17 protein-coding genes are annotated in these 21042 nt (G+C 57.7%); 11 read left to right on the top strand and 6 right to left on the bottom strand.

Annotated features, from left to right (window positions below; all coding sequences use genetic code 11):
* The first annotated feature begins 22 nt into the window (after positions 1 to 22).
* From JMJ95_RS07925 to gap, 5 genes are all read left to right on the top strand, one after another.
* Positions 23 to 556, top strand: a complete 534-nt coding sequence (locus JMJ95_RS07925) for a chromate transporter (protein ID WP_290684312.1) — start codon at positions 23 to 25, stop codon at positions 554 to 556.
* Positions 553 to 1086: a chromate transporter gene (locus JMJ95_RS07930; protein WP_290684314.1), complete on the top strand. Its 534-nt coding sequence runs from the start codon at positions 553 to 555 to the stop codon at positions 1084 to 1086. Before JMJ95_RS07925 ends, JMJ95_RS07930 begins: the two co-directional genes overlap by 4 nt.
* A 38-nt stretch (positions 1087 to 1124) precedes the next feature.
* Complete coding sequence (locus JMJ95_RS07935; RefSeq protein ID WP_290684316.1) at positions 1125 to 2951, top strand: aldehyde ferredoxin oxidoreductase family protein; 1827 nt, start codon at positions 1125 to 1127, stop codon at positions 2949 to 2951.
* 198 nt (positions 2952 to 3149) lie between these two features.
* The gene (locus JMJ95_RS07940; protein ID WP_290684318.1) at positions 3150 to 4298 is read left to right on the top strand and encodes a YibE/F family protein; all 1149 of its coding nucleotides are present in this window, start codon (positions 3150 to 3152) and stop codon (positions 4296 to 4298) included.
* A 527-nt stretch (positions 4299 to 4825) separates the two neighbouring features.
* The gene (gene gap / locus JMJ95_RS07945; RefSeq protein WP_290684319.1) at positions 4826 to 5833 is read left to right on the top strand and encodes a type I glyceraldehyde-3-phosphate dehydrogenase; all 1008 of its coding nucleotides are present in this window, start codon (positions 4826 to 4828) and stop codon (positions 5831 to 5833) included.
* A 273-nt stretch (positions 5834 to 6106) separates the two neighbouring features.
* Here the strand turns inward: gap and JMJ95_RS07950 are convergent, their stop codons facing one another.
* The 3 genes from JMJ95_RS07950 to JMJ95_RS07960 are packed head-to-tail and all read right to left on the bottom strand — an operon-like array spanning position 6107 to position 12119.
* Positions 6107 to 8716, bottom strand: a complete 2610-nt coding sequence (locus JMJ95_RS07950; protein WP_290684320.1) for an ABC transporter substrate binding protein — start codon at positions 8714 to 8716, stop codon at positions 6107 to 6109.
* An 11-nt stretch (positions 8717 to 8727) separates the two neighbouring features.
* Entirely contained in the window at positions 8728 to 9984 is a 1257-nt protein-coding gene (locus tag JMJ95_RS07955; protein WP_290684321.1) for an aminoacetone oxidase family FAD-binding enzyme, read from the bottom strand.
* Complete coding sequence (locus tag JMJ95_RS07960) at positions 9984 to 12119, bottom strand: Tex family protein (RefSeq protein ID WP_290684322.1); 2136 nt, start codon at positions 12117 to 12119, stop codon at positions 9984 to 9986. The genes JMJ95_RS07955 and JMJ95_RS07960 overlap by 1 nt, the downstream gene beginning before the upstream one ends.
* Before the next feature lie 92 nt (positions 12120 to 12211).
* On the opposite strand from JMJ95_RS07960, the gene JMJ95_RS07965 reads away from it, so the two are divergent.
* The 6 genes from JMJ95_RS07965 (at position 12212) to JMJ95_RS07990 (ending at position 18352) form a co-directional block, all read left to right on the top strand.
* Entirely contained in the window at positions 12212 to 12832 is a 621-nt protein-coding gene (locus JMJ95_RS07965; protein ID WP_290684323.1) for a metallophosphoesterase, read from the top strand.
* An 18-nt stretch (positions 12833 to 12850) separates the two neighbouring features.
* Positions 12851 to 13864 carry a hypothetical protein gene (locus JMJ95_RS07970; RefSeq protein WP_290684325.1) on the top strand — a complete coding sequence of 338 codons (1014 nt, stop codon included), beginning with the start codon at positions 12851 to 12853 and terminating at the stop codon, positions 13862 to 13864.
* A 159-nt stretch (positions 13865 to 14023) separates the two neighbouring features.
* Entirely contained in the window at positions 14024 to 14284 is a 261-nt protein-coding gene (locus JMJ95_RS07975; protein ID WP_290684327.1) for a stage V sporulation protein S, read from the top strand.
* 194 nt (positions 14285 to 14478) lie between these two features.
* Positions 14479 to 15756 carry a histidine--tRNA ligase gene (gene hisS, locus JMJ95_RS07980; protein ID WP_290684329.1) on the top strand — a complete coding sequence of 426 codons (1278 nt, stop codon included), beginning with the start codon at positions 14479 to 14481 and terminating at the stop codon, positions 15754 to 15756.
* A gap of 33 nt (positions 15757 to 15789) precedes the next feature.
* The gene (gene aspS / locus JMJ95_RS07985) at positions 15790 to 17601 is read left to right on the top strand and encodes an aspartate--tRNA ligase (RefSeq protein ID WP_290684330.1); all 1812 of its coding nucleotides are present in this window, start codon (positions 15790 to 15792) and stop codon (positions 17599 to 17601) included.
* Between the two features lie 64 nt (positions 17602 to 17665).
* Complete coding sequence (locus JMJ95_RS07990; RefSeq protein ID WP_290684331.1) at positions 17666 to 18352, top strand: metal-dependent hydrolase; 687 nt, start codon at positions 17666 to 17668, stop codon at positions 18350 to 18352.
* Between the two features lie 52 nt (positions 18353 to 18404).
* On the opposite strand, the gene JMJ95_RS07995 is transcribed toward JMJ95_RS07990, so the two are convergent.
* The 3 genes from JMJ95_RS07995 to JMJ95_RS08005 all read right to left on the bottom strand — a co-directional run bounded on the left by JMJ95_RS07995 (position 18405) and on the right by JMJ95_RS08005 (position 21037).
* The gene (locus tag JMJ95_RS07995; protein ID WP_290684332.1) at positions 18405 to 19271 is read right to left on the bottom strand and encodes a MurR/RpiR family transcriptional regulator; all 867 of its coding nucleotides are present in this window, start codon (positions 19269 to 19271) and stop codon (positions 18405 to 18407) included.
* A gap of 172 nt (positions 19272 to 19443) precedes the next feature.
* The gene (locus tag JMJ95_RS08000) at positions 19444 to 20610 is read right to left on the bottom strand and encodes a radical SAM protein (protein ID WP_290684333.1); all 1167 of its coding nucleotides are present in this window, start codon (positions 20608 to 20610) and stop codon (positions 19444 to 19446) included.
* A 10-nt stretch (positions 20611 to 20620) separates the two neighbouring features.
* Complete coding sequence (locus JMJ95_RS08005; RefSeq protein WP_290684335.1) at positions 20621 to 21037, bottom strand: ImmA/IrrE family metallo-endopeptidase; 417 nt, start codon at positions 21035 to 21037, stop codon at positions 20621 to 20623.
* Positions 21038 to 21042 lie beyond the last annotated feature (5 nt).

The following is a 21042-nucleotide window of genomic DNA, read 5'->3' on the forward strand; positions in this document are numbered from 1 at the left end:
CCGGGGAGACCGGAACGCTCTGATGTCTCTCGCAGGAGTTTTTTTGCTTTTTCTCCGCCTGGGAGCCTTTACCTTCGGAGGAGGAATCGTAATGATGGGCATCCTTGAGAGAGAGCTCAGGGAGACGGGCAGCTTTGCCCCGGGCGAGATTATGGACATGATGATTTTTGCCACTGCTTTCCCCGGTCCCATCGCAGTTAACCTCGCACTTCTGGCAGGCGGGAAACTGGCCGGAAAGGCCGGGGCGATTGTTGCGGTGACCGGAACGGTCCTTCCGCCTTTCCTCACCATTCTCTTCCTGACCAAAGTCCTTCTTCTCTTTCTGAGCACCCCTCTCGTCCGGGCGTTTTTTCTCGGGGCGGCCTGTGCCGTGGCGGTGATTATCGGGGGAGTGGTCTATGACATGACGAAAATTTCTTTTTCGGGCGGATGGAAAGACATGGCCGTTTTTGCTCTTGTTTCGGCGGTTCTCCTCGGTTTCGGGCTTCATCCGCTCATAGCCCTCGGTGCGGGAACGGCTCTCCGTCTTGCCCTCGGGGAGGGGAAGTCGGAATGAGTGCCCTTTCCGTCCTTTTTTTTACCTTCGTCCGCATCGGCCTCGGCGCTTTCGGCGGAGGACTGGCGACCATCCCCTTTATCCATCATGAACTTGTCGCCTCCCACCCATGGCTGACAGAGAGGGAATTTGCAGAGGTGGTCTCACTTGCCCAGATGACTCCCGGACCTGTGGCGGTCAATGCGGCGACGTACGTGGGCTACCGCCTTGCGGGTTTTGCCGGTTCGCTGGCTGCGACGTTTGCCGTGGTGGCCGCACCACTGGCCCTCGTAGCGGCGGCGGCATGGCTTCTTTCCAGGGCGTCCGGCCGGACGAAAAGAGGGGTGGAGCGGGTGCAGAGAGCTCTTCGGCCGGCAGTGGCCGCCATGCTGTTCGGAGCGTTCTGGATGGTGGTCCGTCCTCTGGCGGGAGACTGGAGGCTGTGGCCATTCACCCTTGTTCTTTTGGGGATGTCACGATTTTCCCCTTTCAGGAAATACCCCCAGCTTCTTCTCCTTGCAGCAGGGATGACGGGCATGGTTCTTCTCTAGAAAATAAATTTTTTTGCTCTGGAAAGGATGATTCGACAATGGAAATGAAAGTGGCACTCGTGCATCTGACGTCCCGGACTATGGAAGACCTGATCGTTCCGGGAACGGTTGTCCGCAAATTCATCGGCGGCTCAGGCCTCGGAACCTGGCTTCTTTTTCGGTACGGATCTCCGGCGGCGGACCCCCTCTCTCCCGACAATCCTCTCATCTTCATGAACGGTCCCTTCCAGGGAACGGGAATACCCACCTCGGGACGGCATCAGGTGATAAGCAAGTCACCCCTGACGGATGCCTTCGGAGAGTCCGACTGCGGCGGAGCCTTCGGCTTTCACCTGAAAAAGGCAGGGTATGACGGCATCGTGTTTCTCGGAAAGGCTTCTTCTCCCGTCTACGTGGCGGTTATCGACGGCAGGGTGGAGATCCGGAACGGGACCTCCCTCTGGGGAAAGGATACCTTTGAGACGGAAGAAGCTCTTTTAGCCGCCGAAGGAAAGCCCGCCGGCGTTGCCTGCATCGGGCCGGCAGGGGAGCGGATGGTTCTGCTGGCGAATATCATGCACGATGGGCGGAATGCCCGGGCTGCCGGGCGGGGAGGAATGGGAGCCGTCATGGGGTCCAAGAACCTCAAGGCAGTCGTGGCCAGGGGTAACGGCAGGACAGTCATGGCGGACGAGAAAAGGGTCCGGGAAAAATCGGCGGAGAAAGCAAAGTTCTATATGGAAAAACACCTGGCAATGACCCGCTTCGGGACGGCCGGAGGGGTTGCTCTGGCTGAACAGAACGGCGATCTCCCCCTGAAGAACTGGAGCCTGGGAAGCTGGCCCGAGGAAGTGAAGAGCATAACGGGAGAGGCCATGGCCGAAACTATCCTCACGGGAAACTGGGGATGCGTGGCATGTCCCATCCGGTGCGGCAGGGAAGTGGCCTTTGACGACATACACGGAGCCGGTCCCGAGTATGAAACCATAGGCATGCTTGGTAGCAACTGCCTCATCAATGACCTGAAGGCGATCGGCCGCGGCAATGATCTCTGCAACCGCATGGGAATCGACACCATTTCCGGAGGTTCGGCGGTGGCTTTTTCCATGGAGCTCTATGAACGGGGCATCATCGACGAAAAGACGGTGGGGTATCCGTTGCATTGGGGCGATGGAGAGGCCATGCTAAAGCTCCTCGGCGATATTTCCGAGAAAAGGGGATTCGGTGCTGTGCTTGCCGAAGGCACCCGGAAGGCGGCGAAAAAGATAGGCAAAGGAGCGGAAAAGTATGCCATCCACTCCAAGGGCATGGATTTCCCGGCCCATGACCCCAGGTGCTACAAAAGTCTCGCGGCGGGCTACGCCACGTCGAACCGGGGAGCGTGCCATCTTTCAGGCTTCTCCTATTCTTTCGAAAGGAGCATGACCTACCCCGAGCTGGGGGTGGACACCATCCTCGACCGGACGGTGGACGAGGGAAAGGGAAGGATCAACGTGGGTTTCCAGAATCTCATGGGAGTGATGGATTCCCTGAAGATGTGCAAGTTCCCCTTTGCTGCCACGAGAATCGACGACCTTCTCGAGTGGATCAGCGGCGTCACAGGCTGGAACATGGACGCCGGGGAGCTTATGACCGCAGGCGAGAGGATCTTCAACCTCAAGAAACTGTTTAACCTGGCCTGCGGCCTTACCGCCGGGGACGATACTCTCCCCGAAAGAATTCTTCGGGAACCCCGGGGATCGGGAGGTTCCGCCGACACCCTTCCCGACCTCGAGAAACAGCTCCGGGAGTATTACGCAGAGCGGGGGTGGACCGAAGAAGGAATTCCTCTACCGGAAAAAATCAACTCCCTCGGTCTGGAAGAGTTTTTTCCCCGGAAGGACTAGGAATCGGGCAGCCCCACGGGAATAAACTCAGGGCGGAGATGCCGAAAGGTTCTCCGCCCGTCGGGGGAAAAGGAGCTTTCGCGAAAAAACGAGGGCGGCGGGCAGGCCTTTCCGCTGTTACATTCCCCCTAGGTATAATAATGGCGGTCCCGGTTTCCCGTTCCTGCGGGAAATGCGCCTGAGGAAAGGGCATAAAGAATGAAAAAGATCGCTTCAAATCTTGCAGCTTCAGCAGCCCTCCTCTTTCTTCTTGCATGGGGAGTCGCTGCAGGGACGGATTTGTTTGTCCTCTCGCGCTGGAATGCAAAGGATTCTTCGGTGGTGGTCATCGAAGACCTGCTCGGAAGAAGGATTGATCCTGAATCCGGTGAAGGTGGCGAGTGGGAAAGCGAGTTTGTAAAACTCCGGATCATGTACAGGAGCGGTCCAGAGGCTGGCACGCGGGAAGAGGTAGAGATCATGCAGCTTTCCGACAGCAGGCTCTCCCTCCTGCCCGGAAAGGAGTATCTTCTTCTGGCAGACGCTTTCGACGATGGAACGGTTCAGTATTCCATCAGCGACCGCTACCGGGTTCCTGCCGTGGTAGGCTTTATCACCTTCGCTTGCGGCATTCTCGTCATTGTCGCGGGGAGACCGGGGTTCAAGGCCCTCGTGGGACTCTTTCTCTCGCTCCTCTTTCTCATCGGCTGGTTTGTCCCCCGGTTAGCTTCGGGCTATCCTCCAGTTCCCTTCGCCGTTCTGGCGGTTGCTGCCGTTTCGGTGGTGACTTCCTTTTTCGTCGTCAGGAAACGGGAGCTGCGTCCTATTCCGATTTTCGGTGCGGTGGGCGGAGCCGCCGGAGCTTCGGTCACGGGATGGTTTATGGTATCCCTTTGGCAGCTTACGGGGCTGGAAAGCGACAGCGCCGCCCTTCTCGCATCCACGGCCCCGGACCTTTCCCTGAGAGGGCTGCTCCTTGCGGCCGTCATGGTGGGTTCCATAGGGGCCGTGCTGGACGTCGCTGTTTCCGTTACATCTTCCATGGGCGAACTGTACGAGTATGATCCGTCCATTCCAAGAAAAAGGCTGTGGAAAGCAGGGATAAGCGTCGGAAGCGATGTGCTGGGCAGCATGATCAATACGCTCATCCTGGCCTACCTTGGAAGCTCTTTGCCGTTCGTGGTGCTCATCGCCACCGAGGGAGCCGATTTCATCGGGCTCCTCAACGACCCCCACATAGCTCAGGAAGTTCTGAGGAGTGTGGCGGGGACGGTGGGGCTGCTTCTGACCATACCGGCAACAGCTGCGGCCGGGGTGTGGTGGATTTCCGGCCGCTGGAAAGAGCCTGAGGATTCGGGGGGTGCCTAAATCCGCTAATTTTTCAGGCAGAGGGAGTGTCGCCGGGCATACGGCGAATTTGCCCCCAAGGGTGAAGAGATCCCGCTCCGCGCTCTTTGCGGATGAATCCCCCGGGGGAGGGCGCCTGAGGGGAGAGACAGCGGCACGGATGTCGGTTTTACAGGCAGGCAGCCGGCGAACGCAGGGAGCTGCGGGACTCGCCTGGGCGGTTGTCACGGACGACAAACTGCCCCCCGCCCAAGGGGTCCCCGGTGACGCTCCCCGCTGGGGTGCGGATTTAGGGTGGTGACCGACTTGCTGACTGAACCTTCTCTTTGTGATAGAATCGTATCCTAAGCTCAGAACATCCTGTTGAGACAAAAGATGACGCTTTGCCGATAAGGGCGAGGCAAGGGGGATTGGGTGACCCTGAGGAAATGGAGGACATCCAGTGCCGGGTTTTTTCTTCTCCCCCGGTGTCCGCGATTGGTGACGATATGTGGTCTTTTGCTTACAGGAGCGTCCGGAACGGTATATTTTATCATGGAGGTGCTGCAATGAAAAGAATAGCAATAAACGGTCTGGGGAGAATCGGGCGTCTCGTTCTTCGGTGCTATATGAAGGCCAAACCCAAGGATTTTGAAATTGTCGCGCTGAACGATCTCACCCCCCCTTCGGAGATGGCGTATCTCATCAAGTATGATTCCATTCACCGCAAGGCCGGATTTTCCGTGGAAGCTGCCGAGGGAGCATTGATCCTGGACGGAAAATCCGTTCCCCTTTTCAGCGAAAAGGATCCTTCAAAGCTTCCCTGGAAAGAACTGAATGTGGATATCGTCCTTGAGTGCACCGGCTTCTTTACAAAACGGGAAAAGGCAGCCGCCCACCTCGCTGCGGGAGCAAAACGGGTCATAATCAGTGCTCCGGCGGACGATGCGGATCTGACCGTCGTTCTCGGCGTCAACGAAAAACTCTATGATCCCTCGAAGCATGCGGTGGTCTCCAATGCCTCCTGCACCACGAACTCCCTGGCTCCGGTGACGAAGGTGCTTCATGAAGCTTTCGGGATCGAATCCCTCATGGGAACCACCATTCACGCCTACACATCCACCCAGGTCCTCGTCGACGTTCCAAGGGGAGGCGGCCGGAAAGGCCGTGCGGCCGCAGTTTCTCTCGTTCCGGCCACGACCGGTGCGGCCAAGGCCATGGTTCCCCTGTTCCCGGAACTGAAGGGCAAGATGGACATGATTTCCGTCCGTGTCCCCGTGGCTGACGGTTCCCTTACCGATGTCGTGGTTCACTTGAAGAAGGAAGTCACCGTCGAGTCGGTCAACGCCGCTCTGAAAGCGGCGGCCGAAGGCAGCCTGAAGGGGATCGTTGAATTCTGCAATGAGGAAATCGTCTCCGCCGACATCATCGGCAACTCCCATTCGGGAATCGTCGACGCCCTCTCCACAAAAGTTATCATGGGGCATATCGCGAAGGTGATGATCTGGTACGACAACGAATACGGTTATTCGAACCGGATGCTTGAGCTTGCCATGTACATGGCGGGCCGGGAATAGATTTCCCCGGCGCAGCGTCACAACGAAATTTCCGTTCGTACCGGTGTTTCCCCAGATGGGGAAACACCGGTTTTTTCGGGAAAAAGCGGGCAAACCCGGAAAAATCACGGGTGATGATCGGTATGGCAACGAATATGGTTATTCGAAACGGATGCCTGAACTTGCGCAGTTTATCGGGGGAGGAAGAGCCGGTGGTCTGCCGCACATGCCGGGTTTGAAAGGAAGGATGACGCTGACCTGGTCGGACGTCGGACACCCTCCCATTCTGACGGGTCACGAAGGGTTTTCCTTGAGGATGGCTTCGAGAGCTTCCACAATTTCCGGGTCATAGGCTTTTCCCGACAGGCTCCTGATTTCTTCCGCGGCCTGGGAGGGTGAATGCATCTTTCTGTAGGGGCGCTCGGAGGTCATGGCATCGAAGGTGTCCGCCACCGAAAGAATTCTGGCTTCGATGCGGATTTCATCTTTTTTCTTTCCCAAGGGGTAGCCGCCGCCGTCGATCCGTTCATGATGCTGGAGGATAATTTCCGCAAGGGGCCAGGGAAAATCCAGGGGAGAAAGAATATCCTTCCCGAATTCGGGATGTTTTTTTACGAGTTCGTATTCAGGCGGTGTGAGCTTTGATGGTTTGGACAGTATCTCCGCCGGAATGTAAAGCTTGCCGATATCGTGCACCAGTCCGGCATACCTGACGCCGAGAACCGTCTCTTCAGGAAGTCCGAGTCTGCGGGCCAGCTCTTCAGCAAGAGCCGAGACATTTTTCTGGTGTCCCGCCGTAGATACGTCCCGAAGTTCGCTGACCTGGCAGAGAGCGAGAATGACGCCGGTGAAGCGTTCGTTGATCTCCCGATGGTTTCTTTCCAGTGAAACTTCGTCCTGGTAGCGTTCCATGGCTGCGGCAAGGGCGTTTCGAAGAATGTCGAACACCGGTTCGGCCATACTTTCTCTCCAGCCCGGGGAGGGGTCGGCAAGAGCCAGAAATCCCTGGAAGGAATCCCGGAGAAACAGCGGAAGAACGGAGACCGATGAAATTCCGCGGTCCGCGAGGGGGAGCCAGTTTTTTTTCTCATTCTGGGGAAGGTCAGCCAGGCAGAGGGTAGCGGGCCTGAAAGATCCTTCCCGGAACAAAAGGGATTTCCAGAGGAAATCTTCTTCCTGCTCCGATGGAAACAGCCCCGCCAGGGACGGGCTCTCTTCAGAAGCCCGTACTTCCGTCTCTGCGGCCAGCGTGCCCTTTCGTCCCGAGAGCCTGTAAAGGGTAGCCGTTTTTGCGTTTGAAAGGGCGAGGATGTCTTCGAGGGAAGACCGCATGGCATCATGGTAACTCGGAGAAAGAATAAAACGGGATAATATGGCGGAAAGGGTTTCCTGGAACAGCCCCCTTTCTTCAAGTTGCTTTTCCAATTCCTTTCGTTGGCTGATGTTCTGGACGAGGGAGCAGTAAATTTTTTCCCTGCCGGAAACCAGGGGAAAGGAATGATGGGTCGCAGAAATAAGGATGCCGTCCCTGTCCGGAATTTGTACTTCCCTGCTTTCCCTCCTGCCGTCGCTGAAAAAGTCTCCGGGAGACAGGGTTCCTTTTTCCCACGGAAGTAGGGTGGCGATATTCGCCCCCGCAAGGTCGCCTTCAGAAAGAGCGAAGGTGGCCCGGAAAACGGAATTTGTCTCCAGCACCTCTCCGGCTTCGTTATAGACCACAACGCCCTCCGGGGATCTCCGGAAGAGCTGTTCCCAGTATTTGGTTCTGTCCCGCAGGTTTTTCTCGGTTCTTTTCCTTTTTGCGATCTTTCCCTTCAAAAGAAACACCAAGCCTCCGAGAAGGGTGGGCAGCCCGATGTAGAGGAGGGCAAGCGGAAAGTACCTTGCCGCCAGTTCGGCGGGATCGTTCAGGATGACGCTTTGGTCTGAAAGGGCGCTTCTTGGAATTGAATGGAGTTTCATCTTCCGGTAGTCAAAAACCAGGTGCTCTGCCATGGATTTTTCGGCCGGTATGGTTTGGACTGGTTCTCCAGATAGAATCCTCACCGCCATCTCCCCCGCTTTCCTTCCCTTTTCGTAGCCCTTCCCTGCCACGCTTGCCAGGGCGCCGAAACGAACGCCATCCTCGTTGAGGGTATACACTGGCAGTGATGCGTTCTCCAATATGAGTGCGAGGGTGTCCTGCATGGTTATGGGACTGCCGTCGGGCAAGGAGGAATGTGACCCCAGCATGATGACCGTATTGGCCGGCAGTTCCCGGAGGGAATCCGCAAGCTGCTTTGCCGACAAGCCGGAGAGGGGGATCAGGTTGGGGCGGATTTCTGTATGCACCAAGCTTGAGTTAAGCTGTGAAAGATCCCTGAGCCCCGCGGGAGTAAGGTCCGAAACAAAGGCGATGGAAGCGCCGGGGTGGAGCCTCGCGATTTCAGAGATGAGGAGGGCGTGGGCGGGGACTGAATAGACTCCTGTCCCCTTGTTGTCCGGGAACACCGAAAAAAAATGTTTATTGGAAAGGCCGCAGTAGACAATGGGGGCTCCCCCGAACAGCGCCTGTGAATTCACGAGGGCGAATGTGACGGCCTCGTTCCCTGTCGCGATTACCACCGAAGGAGGGGAGGAGGAGTACTTCGCCTCCAGGAGATCCTTCAGCCGGTCCAGGTGGGCTGACCAGAAGGTGCTTGTCATGTCCATGTATTCTATAAAAAACTCGGCCATGACATCGGATTCGGAGAAGAAAGACAGTATCCCGTCCGTTGCACGGCGGGTCCATTCGTCGGCAGGAGAAAGGGTGTGAAGCAGAAGCACCTTCCTGTTTTCCGAAGCCCACGCCGGGAAAACAAGGGTTTGCAGAAGGAGAACGAAAATGACAAGAAGTTGTTTCCCGCGGCGGAACGGAGCCGTCATACTGTCCTCCTTCAGCTCTCCAGGCAAGCGGACGATGCCGCGCTGTCACCGGCGGCGTAGCCTGTGCTCCAGCACATCTGGAGATTGTACCCGCCCGTGGGGCCGTCGATATCAAGAATTTCGCCGGCAAAATAGAGGTTTTCAACGATTTTGGACCGCATGGTCCCGGGATCGATCTCCCTGAGGTCCACGCCTCCGCTTGTGACGATGGACCAGTCGAAGCCCAGCAGGCCTTCGGGAGTCAGGGGAAATTCCTTGAGAAGACAGGCCAGCTCTCTTTTTTCCTCGGGGGAAATGTATTCGCCCCTTTTGTCGGGAGGAATTGTCGCTTTCTCCACCACTGCAGGGATGAGATCCCGGGGAAGCAGATCCTTCAGGCAGTCCCTGAACATTTTCCCGGCGTATTTTTTCAGGTCCCTCTCGATGCGCGCAGTGAGCACGTCCATGGTAAGGGCGGGCTTCAGGTCCAGTATGAGAGTTGCGTTTCCAGAAGTGCAGGCTTCACCGATATCCCTGCTCATGTCCATGGCGATGGGGCCGCTGATGCCGAAATGGGTCAGAAGCAGTTCACCGAAGCGTCTCGAAACGACAATGCCATCCTTCAGGAGGGTTAGAGAGACATTCTTCAGGTTCAGGCCCCGGGCTGACTGGGGCCACTTCTCCTTCAGCCGTACAGGGCAGAGCGCCGGGACCGGCTGGATGACCTCATGGCCGGCCCTTTTTGCGAACCTGTAACCGTCCCCTGTCGATCCGGTTTTGGGGAAGGATTTCCCTCCGGTGCAGACTATGAAGGCATCTCCCTCTACTTCCTGACCCCGCAGGATGAAACGGACCGCCCTTCCGTCCCTGATTTCCAGGTTGAGGGCTTCCCTGTTCCGGTAGACGGTGACCCCTCCCTGGCGGATGTAGCCGATCAGGCAGTTGATCACTCTTTCTGAGCCTCCCTTTTCGGGAAAGACTCTTTTTCCCCTTTCCACCTTCGTCCTGAGACCCCGGGAAGCAAAAAACTCCAGGGTCCTGGCAGGGCCGAACCGGGAGAAGGCCGAGTAAAGGAATTTCCCTTTGGAGCCGTAGGCCGAAAGAAAGGTTTCCAGGTCTTCTTCGGCGCTGGTCAGGTTGCACCTGCCCTTGCCGCTGAGCAAAAGTTTCGCGCCGAGGGTCTGGTTTTTCTCCACAAGAATAACCCGGGCCCCCCTTTCCGCAGCCCGTCCGGCTGCCATGAGTCCTGCGGCGCCGCCTCCGATGACGACTATTCTCGGTCCGCTCATTATTTCTTCCTCCTCCCTTGTCCTTTCATGGACAGGGCAATGCGGTTCCTGGCACGGTCCACGTCAAGCACCGAGACCTCCACCCTTTGCCCGGGCCGGAGTCCTGATTCAGTTCCTCCGGGAAGGTGCTTCCTGTGCACAAGACCGTCCTGGTGGACGCCGATGTCCACAAAGGCGCCGAAGGAGGTGATGTTAGTCACCACTCCAGGCAGAGTCATGCCCGGAGCGAGATCGTCGATTTTTTCGATTCCCTCGGTGAAGGAATAGATCTCGAAGGTCTGTCGGGGGTCCCGCCCCGGACGTTCAAGTTCCGCAAGGATGTCCGTGAGGGTCGGGAGTCCCGCGTCGCCCGAGATATAGCGTTGCGGATCGATCAGGCTTCTCTTTTCGGGGTCCTTCATGAGTTCCGACACGGTGCAGCCGAGGTCGTCCGCCATCCGTTCCACGATCGGATACCGTTCGGGATGGACGGCACTGCGGTCGAGAGGGTCCGGCCCCCCGGAAACCCGGAGGAACCCGGCGGCCTGTTCGAAGGTCTTCGGCCCGAGCCGGGGGACGTTCAAAAGTTCTTTCCTTGTGGAGAAGGGGCCGTTGGCCTCCCTGTACCTGATTATCTGCCCGGCAGTGGACTGCCCGAGTCCGGACACAGAGGAAAGGAGTTCAAGGCTTGCGGTGTTCAGGTCGACCCCCACGGCGTGAACGCAATACTCGACCACCGTGTCGAGAGCCTTCTTCAGCTCCTTCTGGTCCACGTCGTGCTGGTATTGCCCCACGCCGATTGACTTGGGATCAATCTTCACCAGTTCCGCGAGGGGGTCGAGAAGCCTCCGTCCGATGGAAACGGCTCCCCGGACGGTGAGGTCGTGATCGGGGAATTCCCTCCGGGCGGTTTCGGATGCGGAGTAGACCGAAGCCCCGCTTTCGTTCACCATGGTTATGATGATGGAAGAAGGAAGGCCGAGTCCCCGGAGGAACCGCTCCGTTTCCCTTCCTGCGGTGCCGTTGCCCACGGCGATCGCTTCGATGCCGTATTTTTCCGCGGCACGGCGGATGGTGTCGGCGCTTCCCTTTTCGTCTCCCCGGGGAGGATGGGGATAGATCACCCCGTGGTGGAGCAGGTCACCCTGCCGGTTCAGGCAGACGAACTTGCACCCTGTCCTGAATCCGGGGTCTACGGCGAGGATGTTCTTCGGCCCGAGAGGGGGGGCCAGGAGCACTTCCTTTACGTTTCCCGCAAAAACAGAAATGGCCTCCCGGTCAGCCTTTTTCTTCAGGGCATTTCTCAGTTCCGTTTCCATGGACGGAGCGAGAAGTCGACGGTATCCGTCTACGATCGCCCGATCAACAAGGAGGGAATCGGGACCGCTGCCGAGAAGGAATATTTCCCTGAGAACCCTCAACGCCTCGTCCTCGGGGGGGAGGACCGAGAGGCTGAGAATTTTTTCTTTTTCTCCCCGGAACATGGCCAGGACCCTGTGGGAGGGAGCCGGCGCCGCCAGTTCTTCCCAGGCGAAGTAATCCCTGAAGTTGGCTCCTTCCTCTTCCTTCCCTTTGGCTACGGAACTCCGTATTTTCCCCCGTTTCCCGAAAAGAAGCCGCATCTTCCTCCGGGCCTCGCCGTGTTCGCTTATCCGTTCGGCGATGATGTCGAGCGCCCCCTGAAGGGCGTCCTCTCCGGATGGCACACCTTTTTCTTCGGAAACGAAGGGGATGGCGAGAACAGCCGGATCATCCCCCCTCTGGAGCAGCAGCTGCTCGGCGAGGGAAGCCAGTCCCTTTTCCTCGGCGATGGATGCCCTGGTTCTTCGCTTGGGCCGGAAGGGAAGATATATGTCCTCGAGGACGGCCAGGGAAGGGGCGTTCCGGACCTTTTCCCCGAGCTCGGCCGAAAGAAGGCTTCGTTCCTCGAGGGATGAAAGCACCGCCTTTTTTCTGTCTTCAAGCTCCTCGAGCCTGGCATATCGCTCTTTTATGGCAAAAATGGCCTCTTCATCGAGGGAGCCTGTGGCTTCCTTTCTATACCGAGCAATAAAGGGTACGGTGGCGCCCTGTTCAAGAAGGGACAGAGCCGCTTCCGTGGACGAAGGGGCGATTTTGAGTTCCTGGGAAACGCGCTTGGCGATGTAGGCGTTCATTCAAAGCCTCCGGTTCTTTTTTCTCATTCTAGCACGGCGCTAAAAGACGGACCACATCATGATAGAATCTGTCTGGAAGAGAGGGAACGCTCATGGATAAAAACTGGTGGATGCCGTTGTACAGCGTCTTGTTCGGAATATATGTCCCGGAGGAGATCCGGGAGCTGAAAGGTGATGTGGTCATGCACCTCGCCGATACCCCGTCGACCGTCTACGGGGCGCTGCGAAGGCTTGTGAAGGCCATTTCGCCGCGCTGGATAGTTCATACGGGCGACCTCGTCGATGATGTGAAGCTTGAACTTTCCCCGGCGGAACTGCCGAGATACAGGACCAAGCTGGAGCATCTCAGGCGATCCCTTGAAGGAGATGATTCTCCCGGCCTTGTTTTTGTCACCGGAAATCACGACGACGAATCTACGGTCAGGGAAATGTTCCCTGACAGCGTGGTCTTCAGGGAACGGGGGCGGATTGAACTCTGCGGAGAGGGGTTCAACCTCAGCCATGACAGGGCCTGCCTGGGGGAGCCGCCCCTCAGGTACAATCTTTTCGGCCATGAGCCGTCCAAAGCGGATCTTTCCGAACAGGGGCGCTTTTATTTAAACGGGCTTCTGGGCGTGCATATCATTTCTCCTTCCCTGGGAAAGGTGTACTGCCTACCCTATCCAGGGTACGTGGATGACGGACGGTTGGGACGGAGAAAAAGGGGTTTGTGATGAAAAGGGGGGACCATCGTGCTTTCCATCGTCCGCGGGGGACCGCGAATTCTGCTTCTGAGCGGAAACGTGGCCGCAATGAAGTCTCTGGTTTCTTCGAAATTCAGGTGCACTGAACACACTCTCGAAGGCGCTTTTGACAGCGCCGGAGAGGGGCAGTCCGTTATTCTCTTCCGGGAACGTCCCTTGGGGGGGCGACGGTTTTTCATGGCGGACGCAGCCGCAGACGAGATACTTGCCCTTTTCCTGAACAGCGGGGGCGAAGCTCTGCCGGCGTCGGTAAGGATCATGCCCCGTCTTCTATTTTTTCGGGTCTTTGGAGAAAAGGAACGGGTCATCGGACAGATAGCCCGGGACTACTCGGCGGAACGGGGAAGACTCCGGTCAGTCCTCCGTGTTCCGAAAAAGGGGGCCATCGCGGTCTGTTTTACGGCGAAACCGCTGAACAGGCCCCTCTCGCTGGCTGACATGATGGACGAAGTGCTCCACGTGGAGGGAGTCTCCTTTGAAAAACTGTTGAACTCCCTTCGGAGCAGGGCCCTGTGGTATTTCAGCGAGGGACTCGAGAACCGGCAGTGGAACGAACTGGAGATACGGATCTATGATTCGTGGGGCAGGTATCTCGACCATTATGAACGGCTCCGTATCGTCCTGGAAAGTCTCGAAGCGGGCATGATCCTGGGGGAAGGGTGGGGGAAGGATTACGCCCACATCCTCATGGCAGTGAAAATTTATCGTGTGAGGCTTTTTACCTTTCTGCCGGCCCCGGTGATAAAGGAAATTCTTATGGGCCTGGAATACGGAGCGGACGGTTCCCGGCTCGTCGACTTCGACCTGTACAGCGGAAAGGAAAAGATTTCCTGGGGCGGCATAGGAGGAAAAGCGAAGTCACGGGGCGAGAGGAACTCCATGGGCGCGGATCTCAGGGCTCAGCTTTTTTCTCAGCTTTTTCCGGAGGACAGGGAGCACCTCGAAGAGTGGGAACGCCGGGTTCTCAGGCAGCGGACGGGGGAAGGGAACCGGGAGAACTGATCCATCAGAAAGGAAGAAATTGTATTTTCTTCTTGCAAAGAACTAAACTCTGCGATTATACTTATTCAGAAACTTCGCGTTGGTTTCTGTGGGCCTTCAGGTTTTATGATTGCATCTGATCACAATTCGGGTCGTCAACCAATGAAGGAGGTCTTTCCTATGGAAGTTCTCAAGGTCTCTGCCAAGTCACAGCCCAAGTCCGTTGCGGGGGCCATAGCTGCGGTGCTCCGGGAAAAAGGGGCCGTGGAGGTACAGGCAGTAGGCGCAGGTGCGGTCAACCAATCGGTGAAGTCCATTGCCATAGCCCGCGGATATGTGGCGCCGAACGGCATCGATCTCATATGCATCCCTGCCTTTTCCAAGATATCCATTGACGATGAAGAGAGGACGGCCATCAGGTTCCAGCTCGAATCGCGGTAGAACCGCAGGAATCGATCAAGCCCCGGCCGAAGAAGCCGGGGCTTTCCTGTTTCCCCGCAGCTTCCCGGGGAAAATACAGAACCGGTATGGAAAATAAGCCCATCGTTGAGGTATACTATCCTGCATAATGTATATCCGGCGCTTTCTTTCTTTAACATGAGGGAGGAAAGGATCTGCCGGCAGGAGGAGACAGCATGTCGGAAATCACTGCTCCCAAGGGAGTCCGGGATATTCTTCCCGATGAATCGTGGAAATGGGATTACGTCTTCGGAGTTCTCCGAAAGACTGCGGCGGATTTCGGTTTTTCCGAGGTTCACCTGCCCATTTTCGAACATACCGAGCTTTTTTCAAGGGGTATCGGCGACACCACGGACGTGGTGGAAAAAGAGATGTACACCTTCACCGACAAGGGAGGGCGGAGCATCACCCTTCGTCCCGAGGCGACGGCATCCATGGTCCGCTCCTATCTTGAACACAGGATGGGAACCCTTCCCCAGCCGGTTAAGTTGTGGTGCGCGGGTCCCATGTTCAGATACGAACGCCCCCAGAAGGGCCGTTACAGGCAGTTCTGGCAGGTCGATTTCGAGAGCCTCGGCTCAGCCTCCCCCTATGCCGATGCAGAGATCATCGCCCTGTCCCTGGAGGCTTTCAGACGGCTGGGCCTGTCCCGGCTCGAAGTGGTCATCAATTCCGTGGGATGCCCTGCCTGCCGGCCTGATTACAGGCAGCGCCTGACGGAGTATTTCGCGTCCAGGGAAGGAGATCTGTGTGAAACCTGCCGCGACAGGATGGGCAGGAACCCTCTGAGGATTCTTGACTGCAAGAAGGAGTCCTGCAGGGGAGTCACAGAGGGCGCTCCTTCTGTATATGAAAGCCTCTGCTCCGAGTGCAGGGAGCATTTCGACGCCGTCAGATCCTCCCTCGACGGGCTGGGGGCGGTCTACAGCATGGACAAGCGCCTTGTCAGGGGGCTTGACTACTATACAAAAACAGCCTATGAAGTGCTCTCCGGAGCCCTGGGATCCCAGAACGCCGTGTGCGGCGGAGGGCGGTACGACAATCTCGCAGAAGCCATCGGGGGTCCCCCTGTCCCCGGCGTAGGATTTGCCGCCGGAGTGGACCGTATCCTCATGGTCATGGAGCAGGAGGGCTGTTCCTTCGGGGAAGAACCCCGCCTCGACGTGTTCGGCATCGCCCTGGATTCCCGCTCGCGGGCCGGAATTCTTTCCGTTGTGAATTTGCTCAGGAAAAAGGGCATATCGGCGGACATGGATTTCAACGACAGAAGCATGAAAGCTCAGATGAAGACGGCTTCGGCAAGAAACGCGCGGCTTGTCTGCATCATCGGCGAGGATGAACTTGCCCGGGGGACGGTGGCGATCAAGAACCTTGCCACGGGCGAACAAAAGGAAATCGCCGGAGAATGTTTGGCGGAAGCGGTACAGGAAACGCTCTCTACCCTGAAAGGGTAAAGAACCCGGCTTGTTGTGAGAGGAAGGGTCCCCATGGAAGGCACACATCGTCATTATGACGGCAACTGGCAGCGCACCTTTTATTGCGGCATGGTCTCCGGCAGGGCGGGAGAAGAGATTCCGGCGGCAGTGAACGGGTGGGTCCGCAGGAGGCGGGATCTCGGAGGCCTCATATTTATCGAGTTATGGGACCACACCGGGGTCGTCCAGGTAGTCTTCAATCCCGAGCTGACCCCTGAAGTCCACGAGCGGGCGGGAGACCTCCGCAGCGAATTTGTGATTGCCGTCCGGGGAAGAATCCGTCTCCGGCCCGAAGGAACGGCCAATCCCTCCATGAGGACGGGGGACTGGGAGATCGTGGCGGAGGACTTCCTTCTTCTGTCGCCCGCCGCCCCTCTTCCCTTTGAAATTTCCGAGGCCACCGACCGGGTCGACGAGAATCTCAGACTGCGCCACAGGTACCTTGATCTCCGCAGGGACAGGATGCAGCGCAACCTCAGGATCCGGCACAGGATCTCCATGTTCACGAGGAACTTTCTCTCCGGAGAGGGTTTCCTCGAAATCGAGACGCCTATGCTGACCCTCTCCACCCCTGAAGGGGCCAGGGACTATCTTGTTCCGAGCCGGGTGAATCCGGGGACCTTCTACGCGTTGCCCCAATCGCCCCAAATCTTCAAGCAGATACTTATGATCAGCGGGTTCGACCGCTACTTCCAGATAGTGAAATGCTTCCGGGACGAAGACCTGCGCGCCGACAGGCAGCCCGAGTTCACCCAGGTGGACATAGAAATGAGCTACCTCACGGAGGAAAACATCTTTTCCCTTATGGAAGTCTACATGAAGGGGCTCTTCAAGGAAATCCTCGGCGTGGACATCCCCGTACCCTTCCGCAGAATGCCCTACTGGGAGGCCATAGACCGCTTCGGAAGCGACAAACCCGACCTCAGGATCCCCTTTGAAATTGCCGACCTGTCCTCTGTCTTTGCCGGGGCGGGTTTCGAGCCTTTCAGGGAGACTCTTGCGGGCGGAGGATACGTCAGGGGGCTTCCTCTCCCAGGCGGTGCCGCCCTTTCGAGAAAGAACCTTTCCGATGTGGAGGAGAAGGCGAAAAAACTCGGAGCCGGAGGGCTTTCGGCGTTCCAGCTGAAAGAAGGTGTTCTCAAGGGACCCCTTGTGAAGTTCCTTGACGAAGAGCAACAGGCTCTCCTGGTAAAAGTATCGGGACTTCAGGAGGGGGACGCTCTCTTCGTCCTTGCCGGCAGCGACAGAAGGGAAGTCTCCGAGATTCTCGGCTCTCTTCGTCTGGACCTGGCCAGGGAACGCGGACTTGTTCTTTCTGACCGGTGGGAGTTTCTCTGGGTCGTGGAATTTCCCCTCTTCGAGAAAGACGAAGAGGCCGGACGGTGGGCGGCGGTGCATCACCCCTTCACGTCTCCCATGGCTGAGGACATCGCTCTCTTGGATACGGACCCGGGCATGGTCAGGTCCAGGGCCTACGACTGCGTGCTGAACGGGAACGAAGTGGGCGGCGGTTCCATCAGGATTCATGACCCTGCGGTCCAGGAAAAGGTCTTTTCCTGCCTTTCCTTCACCAGGGAAGACGCCCGGGCCCGGTTCGGCTTCTTTCTTGACGCTCTCGCTTCCGGCACGCCGCCCCACGGGGGGATTGCCCTCGGCCTGGACAGGCTGACCATGCTTCTCTGCGGTGCGTCCTCCATACGGGACGTCATGGCCTTCCCCAAGACCCAGAAAGCCCAGTGCCTCATGTCCGGGGCCCCTTCGCCGGTCTCGCAGGATCAGCTCGATGAACTCCGGATCTGTTCCGTGCCGGAAGAGAGAAAATAAAGAATCATCCGCGGTCTCACCAGTACTGGGGAGACCGCGATCATACATAAGGAGGAGATGACCAATGGTTCGAATTCGATACCTCGGGCACGCGGCATTCGAACTGAAGGGAGAGGGGGCGACCATACTGGTGGATCCTTTTCTGAGCGGCAACCCGTCCGCAGCGGCAGCCCCCGGTGATTTCGAGTCGGTGGATTTTATTTTCGTTACCCACGGTCACGACGACCATCTGGGCGATACCGTTGAGATAGCCTCCCGCACGGGAGCCACCGTTGCAGCCAACTTCGAGATCTGCCACTACCTGGGCGGAAAGGGGCTGAAATGCCATCCCATGCACATCGGAGGAGCTTTTACCTTTCCTTTCGGCAGGGTGAAGATGACGCCGGCCCTTCACGGTTCGGACATAACGGAAGGGGACCATCTCATACCTGGAGGCAATCCCTGCGGGTTTCTTTTCGACATTGGGGGAGTGAAGATCTACCACGCCGGAGATACGGGACTGACCATGGACATGCAGCTTCTCGCCATGGAAGGGGTGAAGGCGGCCCTGCTGCCCATAGGGGGAAACTTCGTCATGGACGTGAAGGATGCGGTCCGGGCCGTTGGGTTCATCCATCCCGAAATAGCCGTTCCCATCCACTATGACACGTTCCCCGTGATACAGGCTGATCCCGGAGAATTCGCCCGCCTGGTGGGGAGCGCGGCAAAGGTGGTTGTCATGAAAGCGGGAGAGTGCCTGGAACTGGCGTGAGGCAAAGCGGTAAACGGCGGAGAGGGACGTCCATCCCCTCTCCGCCGTACGCTCAGTATCGCAGACCGTATGCCGGGTAATAGATTCTTTCGTCGTGAAGTCCCATTTCCTGGTCATGCAGTGCGGCGCGCACCTTCTCGCCGAGATTCACGCAGAGGACCGACGTGAGAATGTGGATAAGGAAAACGGGGCCCACGATGCTGCTGCCGAAGGTGGGGCTTGTCTCGCTGGCGAAAAAGGAGAGGTCGGAAAGCTGGCAGACCGGAGCTGCCGGGCTGTCCGTGATGGTGATGACCTTCGCGCCGTTGGAGGAGATCCTCTCTATGGATTCCGTCACCTCGATGACGTAGCTCGGCAGTTCGCATACCACCACGATATCACCCTTCGTCACCGTCCTCGCCTGCTCGATCAGGGCCACTGACCCCCTTTTCATCAGCGAACTCCGGATGCCCATCTCCATGAGACGGGTATACAGGGCTTCGGCAACCAGGGAGGAAATTCCCCAGCCCATGCAGTAGACCATGTTGGCCTGCCGGACCATTTCACAAAACTTCACGATGTTCTGGGGCTTGAGCTGGTTCCAGGTGTCGTCGAGATTCGCGTGTTCCATGCGGAGGATTTCTTCGGGGAGATCCTGGCGGTTTTTCATAATCTTGCTGAGAAGAGCGGTGGGGTTGACGTGTTCAAGGACTGAATTCTGCAGAGCGTCCTTCAAATCGGCGTACCCGCTAAAGCCGACCATCCTGGAGACGCGAACGAGCTGGGCCTTTGAAACATCCAGCTTTTCAGCCACCTCGCCAATGGAAAGAAATGCCGCTTCCCTGGTGTTGGAGAGAAGATATTCCACAACGCGCCGGGCCTTGTTCGGCATTTGCTCCATCTTTTCACGCAGCATGGCTTGAAGCTCTGCACTATCCATGAAAGACACCTCCGAAACCGGATAATATTTCAAGAAATATATGGAGATTTAAGTTTATTCCCAAGAAAGGGTTCCGTCAATTCCTCTCTTATTCCCTAAATCCGCAGATTTTTCAGGCAGAGGGAGTGTCGCCGGGCATAAGGTGAATTCGCCCTCCCCAGGGGCGAAGAGATTATCCCCTGGGGAGGGCGCCCGGGGGAGAGAAACCGACACGGATGTCGGTTTCACAGGCAGGCAACCGGCGAACGCAGGGAGCCGAGATGATCGCCTGGGCAGTTGTCAAGGACGACAATCTGCACCCCCCGCCCAAGCGTTCCCCGGTGACACTCCCCGCTGCCTGCGGATTTAGGTATTCCTCTGTTATTCTTCTCGTATCCGGGTGTTCCGGTTTTTCACCGCTCTCCGCACAGAAGACGACCCTGCGGGCCGTTTCTTCCTGCGAGAGGCCCGTCATGCCGGCAAGGAGGCGCAGTCCGTACTGTCCGTGACCGGTCAGAAGCGACCTGGCCCTTCCGGGAACGCGCCACTGCTTCGGTAAAGACCCGGCGGCAAGGGTCAGGGCCAGTTCGGCGGCCCGGGCGAGTTCTCCGAAGGCGGGATGGTGGGGGCCGGTTACAACGGACCGGCTGAGGGTTGCCGATTCCTGAAGTCCCACCCGCTGGACAGGAATGCCCAGATCCCGGGCGAGAACCAGGAGCCTGCCGGACCAGAGTGCTGCTGCATCAAGGTGCAGGGGGACATAGTCTCCCCGGCGGTAGAGCTCTTCCAGCGGGGTGTCCCGGAGAACGAGACACGGATAAATCCGGAGGGTCAAAGGCCTGCCCTTCCGGGCTGCATCCAGCCTGAGAAGGTCTTCGAAGGAGCTCCGTTCCGACTGCCCCGGAAGGCCGATCATCATCTGGGCTCCCGCATGGAACCCTGCATCCAGCACCCTTTCAACGGCGGACAGGACCTCCGTTCCGGAATAGCCCCGGTTGCACAATGTAAGCACATGGTCATCCAGGGAAGAAATCCCCAGTTCGATCATGGACACGGGGTAGCGGGCCAGCAGCGCAAGAACTGCGGAAGAAAGGCATTCAGGGTGGGTGGAGAGCCTGACGGTGCTTCCCCGGGGAGCTTTCAACGCCCCCTCGAGGTATGCCTTCTGCCGGTCGTGAGGAATACAGGTAAAGCTGCCGCCGAAGAAGCAGATTTCCACCGGTTCCGTCGCTGATGCCGCAGCCGCTTCCACGTGTTCCGGGGATGGAATGTTGAAGGTCCCTGTAATCTCCCCCTGGTGGCAGTAGACGCATCGCCGGGGGCAGCTCTGCATGGAAAGGAAAAAGGGAAGGCGCTTCATCTGCGGGACCCTAGACCGTGGATTCTTTCCAGCATGTTTCCCACTCCTTCAGCGTAGCCGCCCAAGCGAAAAGATCGGCCTGCCGTTCGAAGCTCGACAGGGGAGTAGCCGTTCTTTCCCAGAAAGCCTCTCCCTTCCTGTGTTCAAGAAGGTGGAAAAGTTCGTGGAAAAGGGCGAATCTCTTCCACCGTTCCGGAAGTCTCCGGTTGATGAATATTCCCGCTCTTCGCCCCTTCACGATGTGAAACCCCCATGTTTCACCGGGAAGAAGCGGATATTCCAGGTCGATTTGTTTTCCCGTCCGTTCCTCGGCCCTGACGAGAAGGGAGAACTCGTCGAGGCCCGTCCATTCTGCGGCGGCCTTTGAGGCCCACTCCGGAATGTGTTCGGGAGGTTCGGGAAAACGGAAGGCCGGCGTTGTATTCATGTAAT

The organism is Aminivibrio sp. (assembly GCF_016756745.1).
Taxonomy (GTDB): domain Bacteria; phylum Synergistota; class Synergistia; order Synergistales; family Aminobacteriaceae; genus Aminivibrio.

Coding starts and splice junctions, on each gene's coding strand:
- JMJ95_RS07935 (WP_290684316.1), top strand. CDS start 1,125: ATGGAAATGAAAGTGGCACTCGTGCATCTGACGTCCCGGACTATGGAA.
- JMJ95_RS07930 (WP_290684314.1), top strand. CDS start 553: ATGAGTGCCCTTTCCGTCCTTTTTTTTACCTTCGTCCGCATCGGCCTC.
- gap (WP_290684319.1), top strand. CDS start 4,826: ATGAAAAGAATAGCAATAAACGGTCTGGGGAGAATCGGGCGTCTCGTT.
- JMJ95_RS07960 (WP_290684322.1), bottom strand. CDS start 12,119: ATGAACGCCTACATCGCCAAGCGCGTTTCCCAGGAACTCAAAATCGCC.
- JMJ95_RS07990 (WP_290684331.1), top strand. CDS start 17,666: ATGGTTCGAATTCGATACCTCGGGCACGCGGCATTCGAACTGAAGGGA.
- JMJ95_RS07925 (WP_290684312.1), top strand. CDS start 23: ATGTCTCTCGCAGGAGTTTTTTTGCTTTTTCTCCGCCTGGGAGCCTTT.
- JMJ95_RS07965 (WP_290684323.1), top strand. CDS start 12,212: ATGGATAAAAACTGGTGGATGCCGTTGTACAGCGTCTTGTTCGGAATA.
- JMJ95_RS07975 (WP_290684327.1), top strand. CDS start 14,024: ATGGAAGTTCTCAAGGTCTCTGCCAAGTCACAGCCCAAGTCCGTTGCG.
- hisS (WP_290684329.1), top strand. CDS start 14,479: ATGTCGGAAATCACTGCTCCCAAGGGAGTCCGGGATATTCTTCCCGAT.
- JMJ95_RS07995 (WP_290684332.1), bottom strand. CDS start 19,271: ATGGATAGTGCAGAGCTTCAAGCCATGCTGCGTGAAAAGATGGAGCAA.
- JMJ95_RS08000 (WP_290684333.1), bottom strand. CDS start 20,610: ATGAAGCGCCTTCCCTTTTTCCTTTCCATGCAGAGCTGCCCCCGGCGA.
- aspS (WP_290684330.1), top strand. CDS start 15,790: ATGGAAGGCACACATCGTCATTATGACGGCAACTGGCAGCGCACCTTT.
- JMJ95_RS07955 (WP_290684321.1), bottom strand. CDS start 9,984: ATGAGCGGACCGAGAATAGTCGTCATCGGAGGCGGCGCCGCAGGACTC.
- JMJ95_RS08005 (WP_290684335.1), bottom strand. CDS start 21,037: ATGAATACAACGCCGGCCTTCCGTTTTCCCGAACCTCCCGAACACATT.
- JMJ95_RS07950 (WP_290684320.1), bottom strand. CDS start 8,716: ATGACGGCTCCGTTCCGCCGCGGGAAACAACTTCTTGTCATTTTCGTT.
- JMJ95_RS07940 (WP_290684318.1), top strand. CDS start 3,150: ATGAAAAAGATCGCTTCAAATCTTGCAGCTTCAGCAGCCCTCCTCTTT.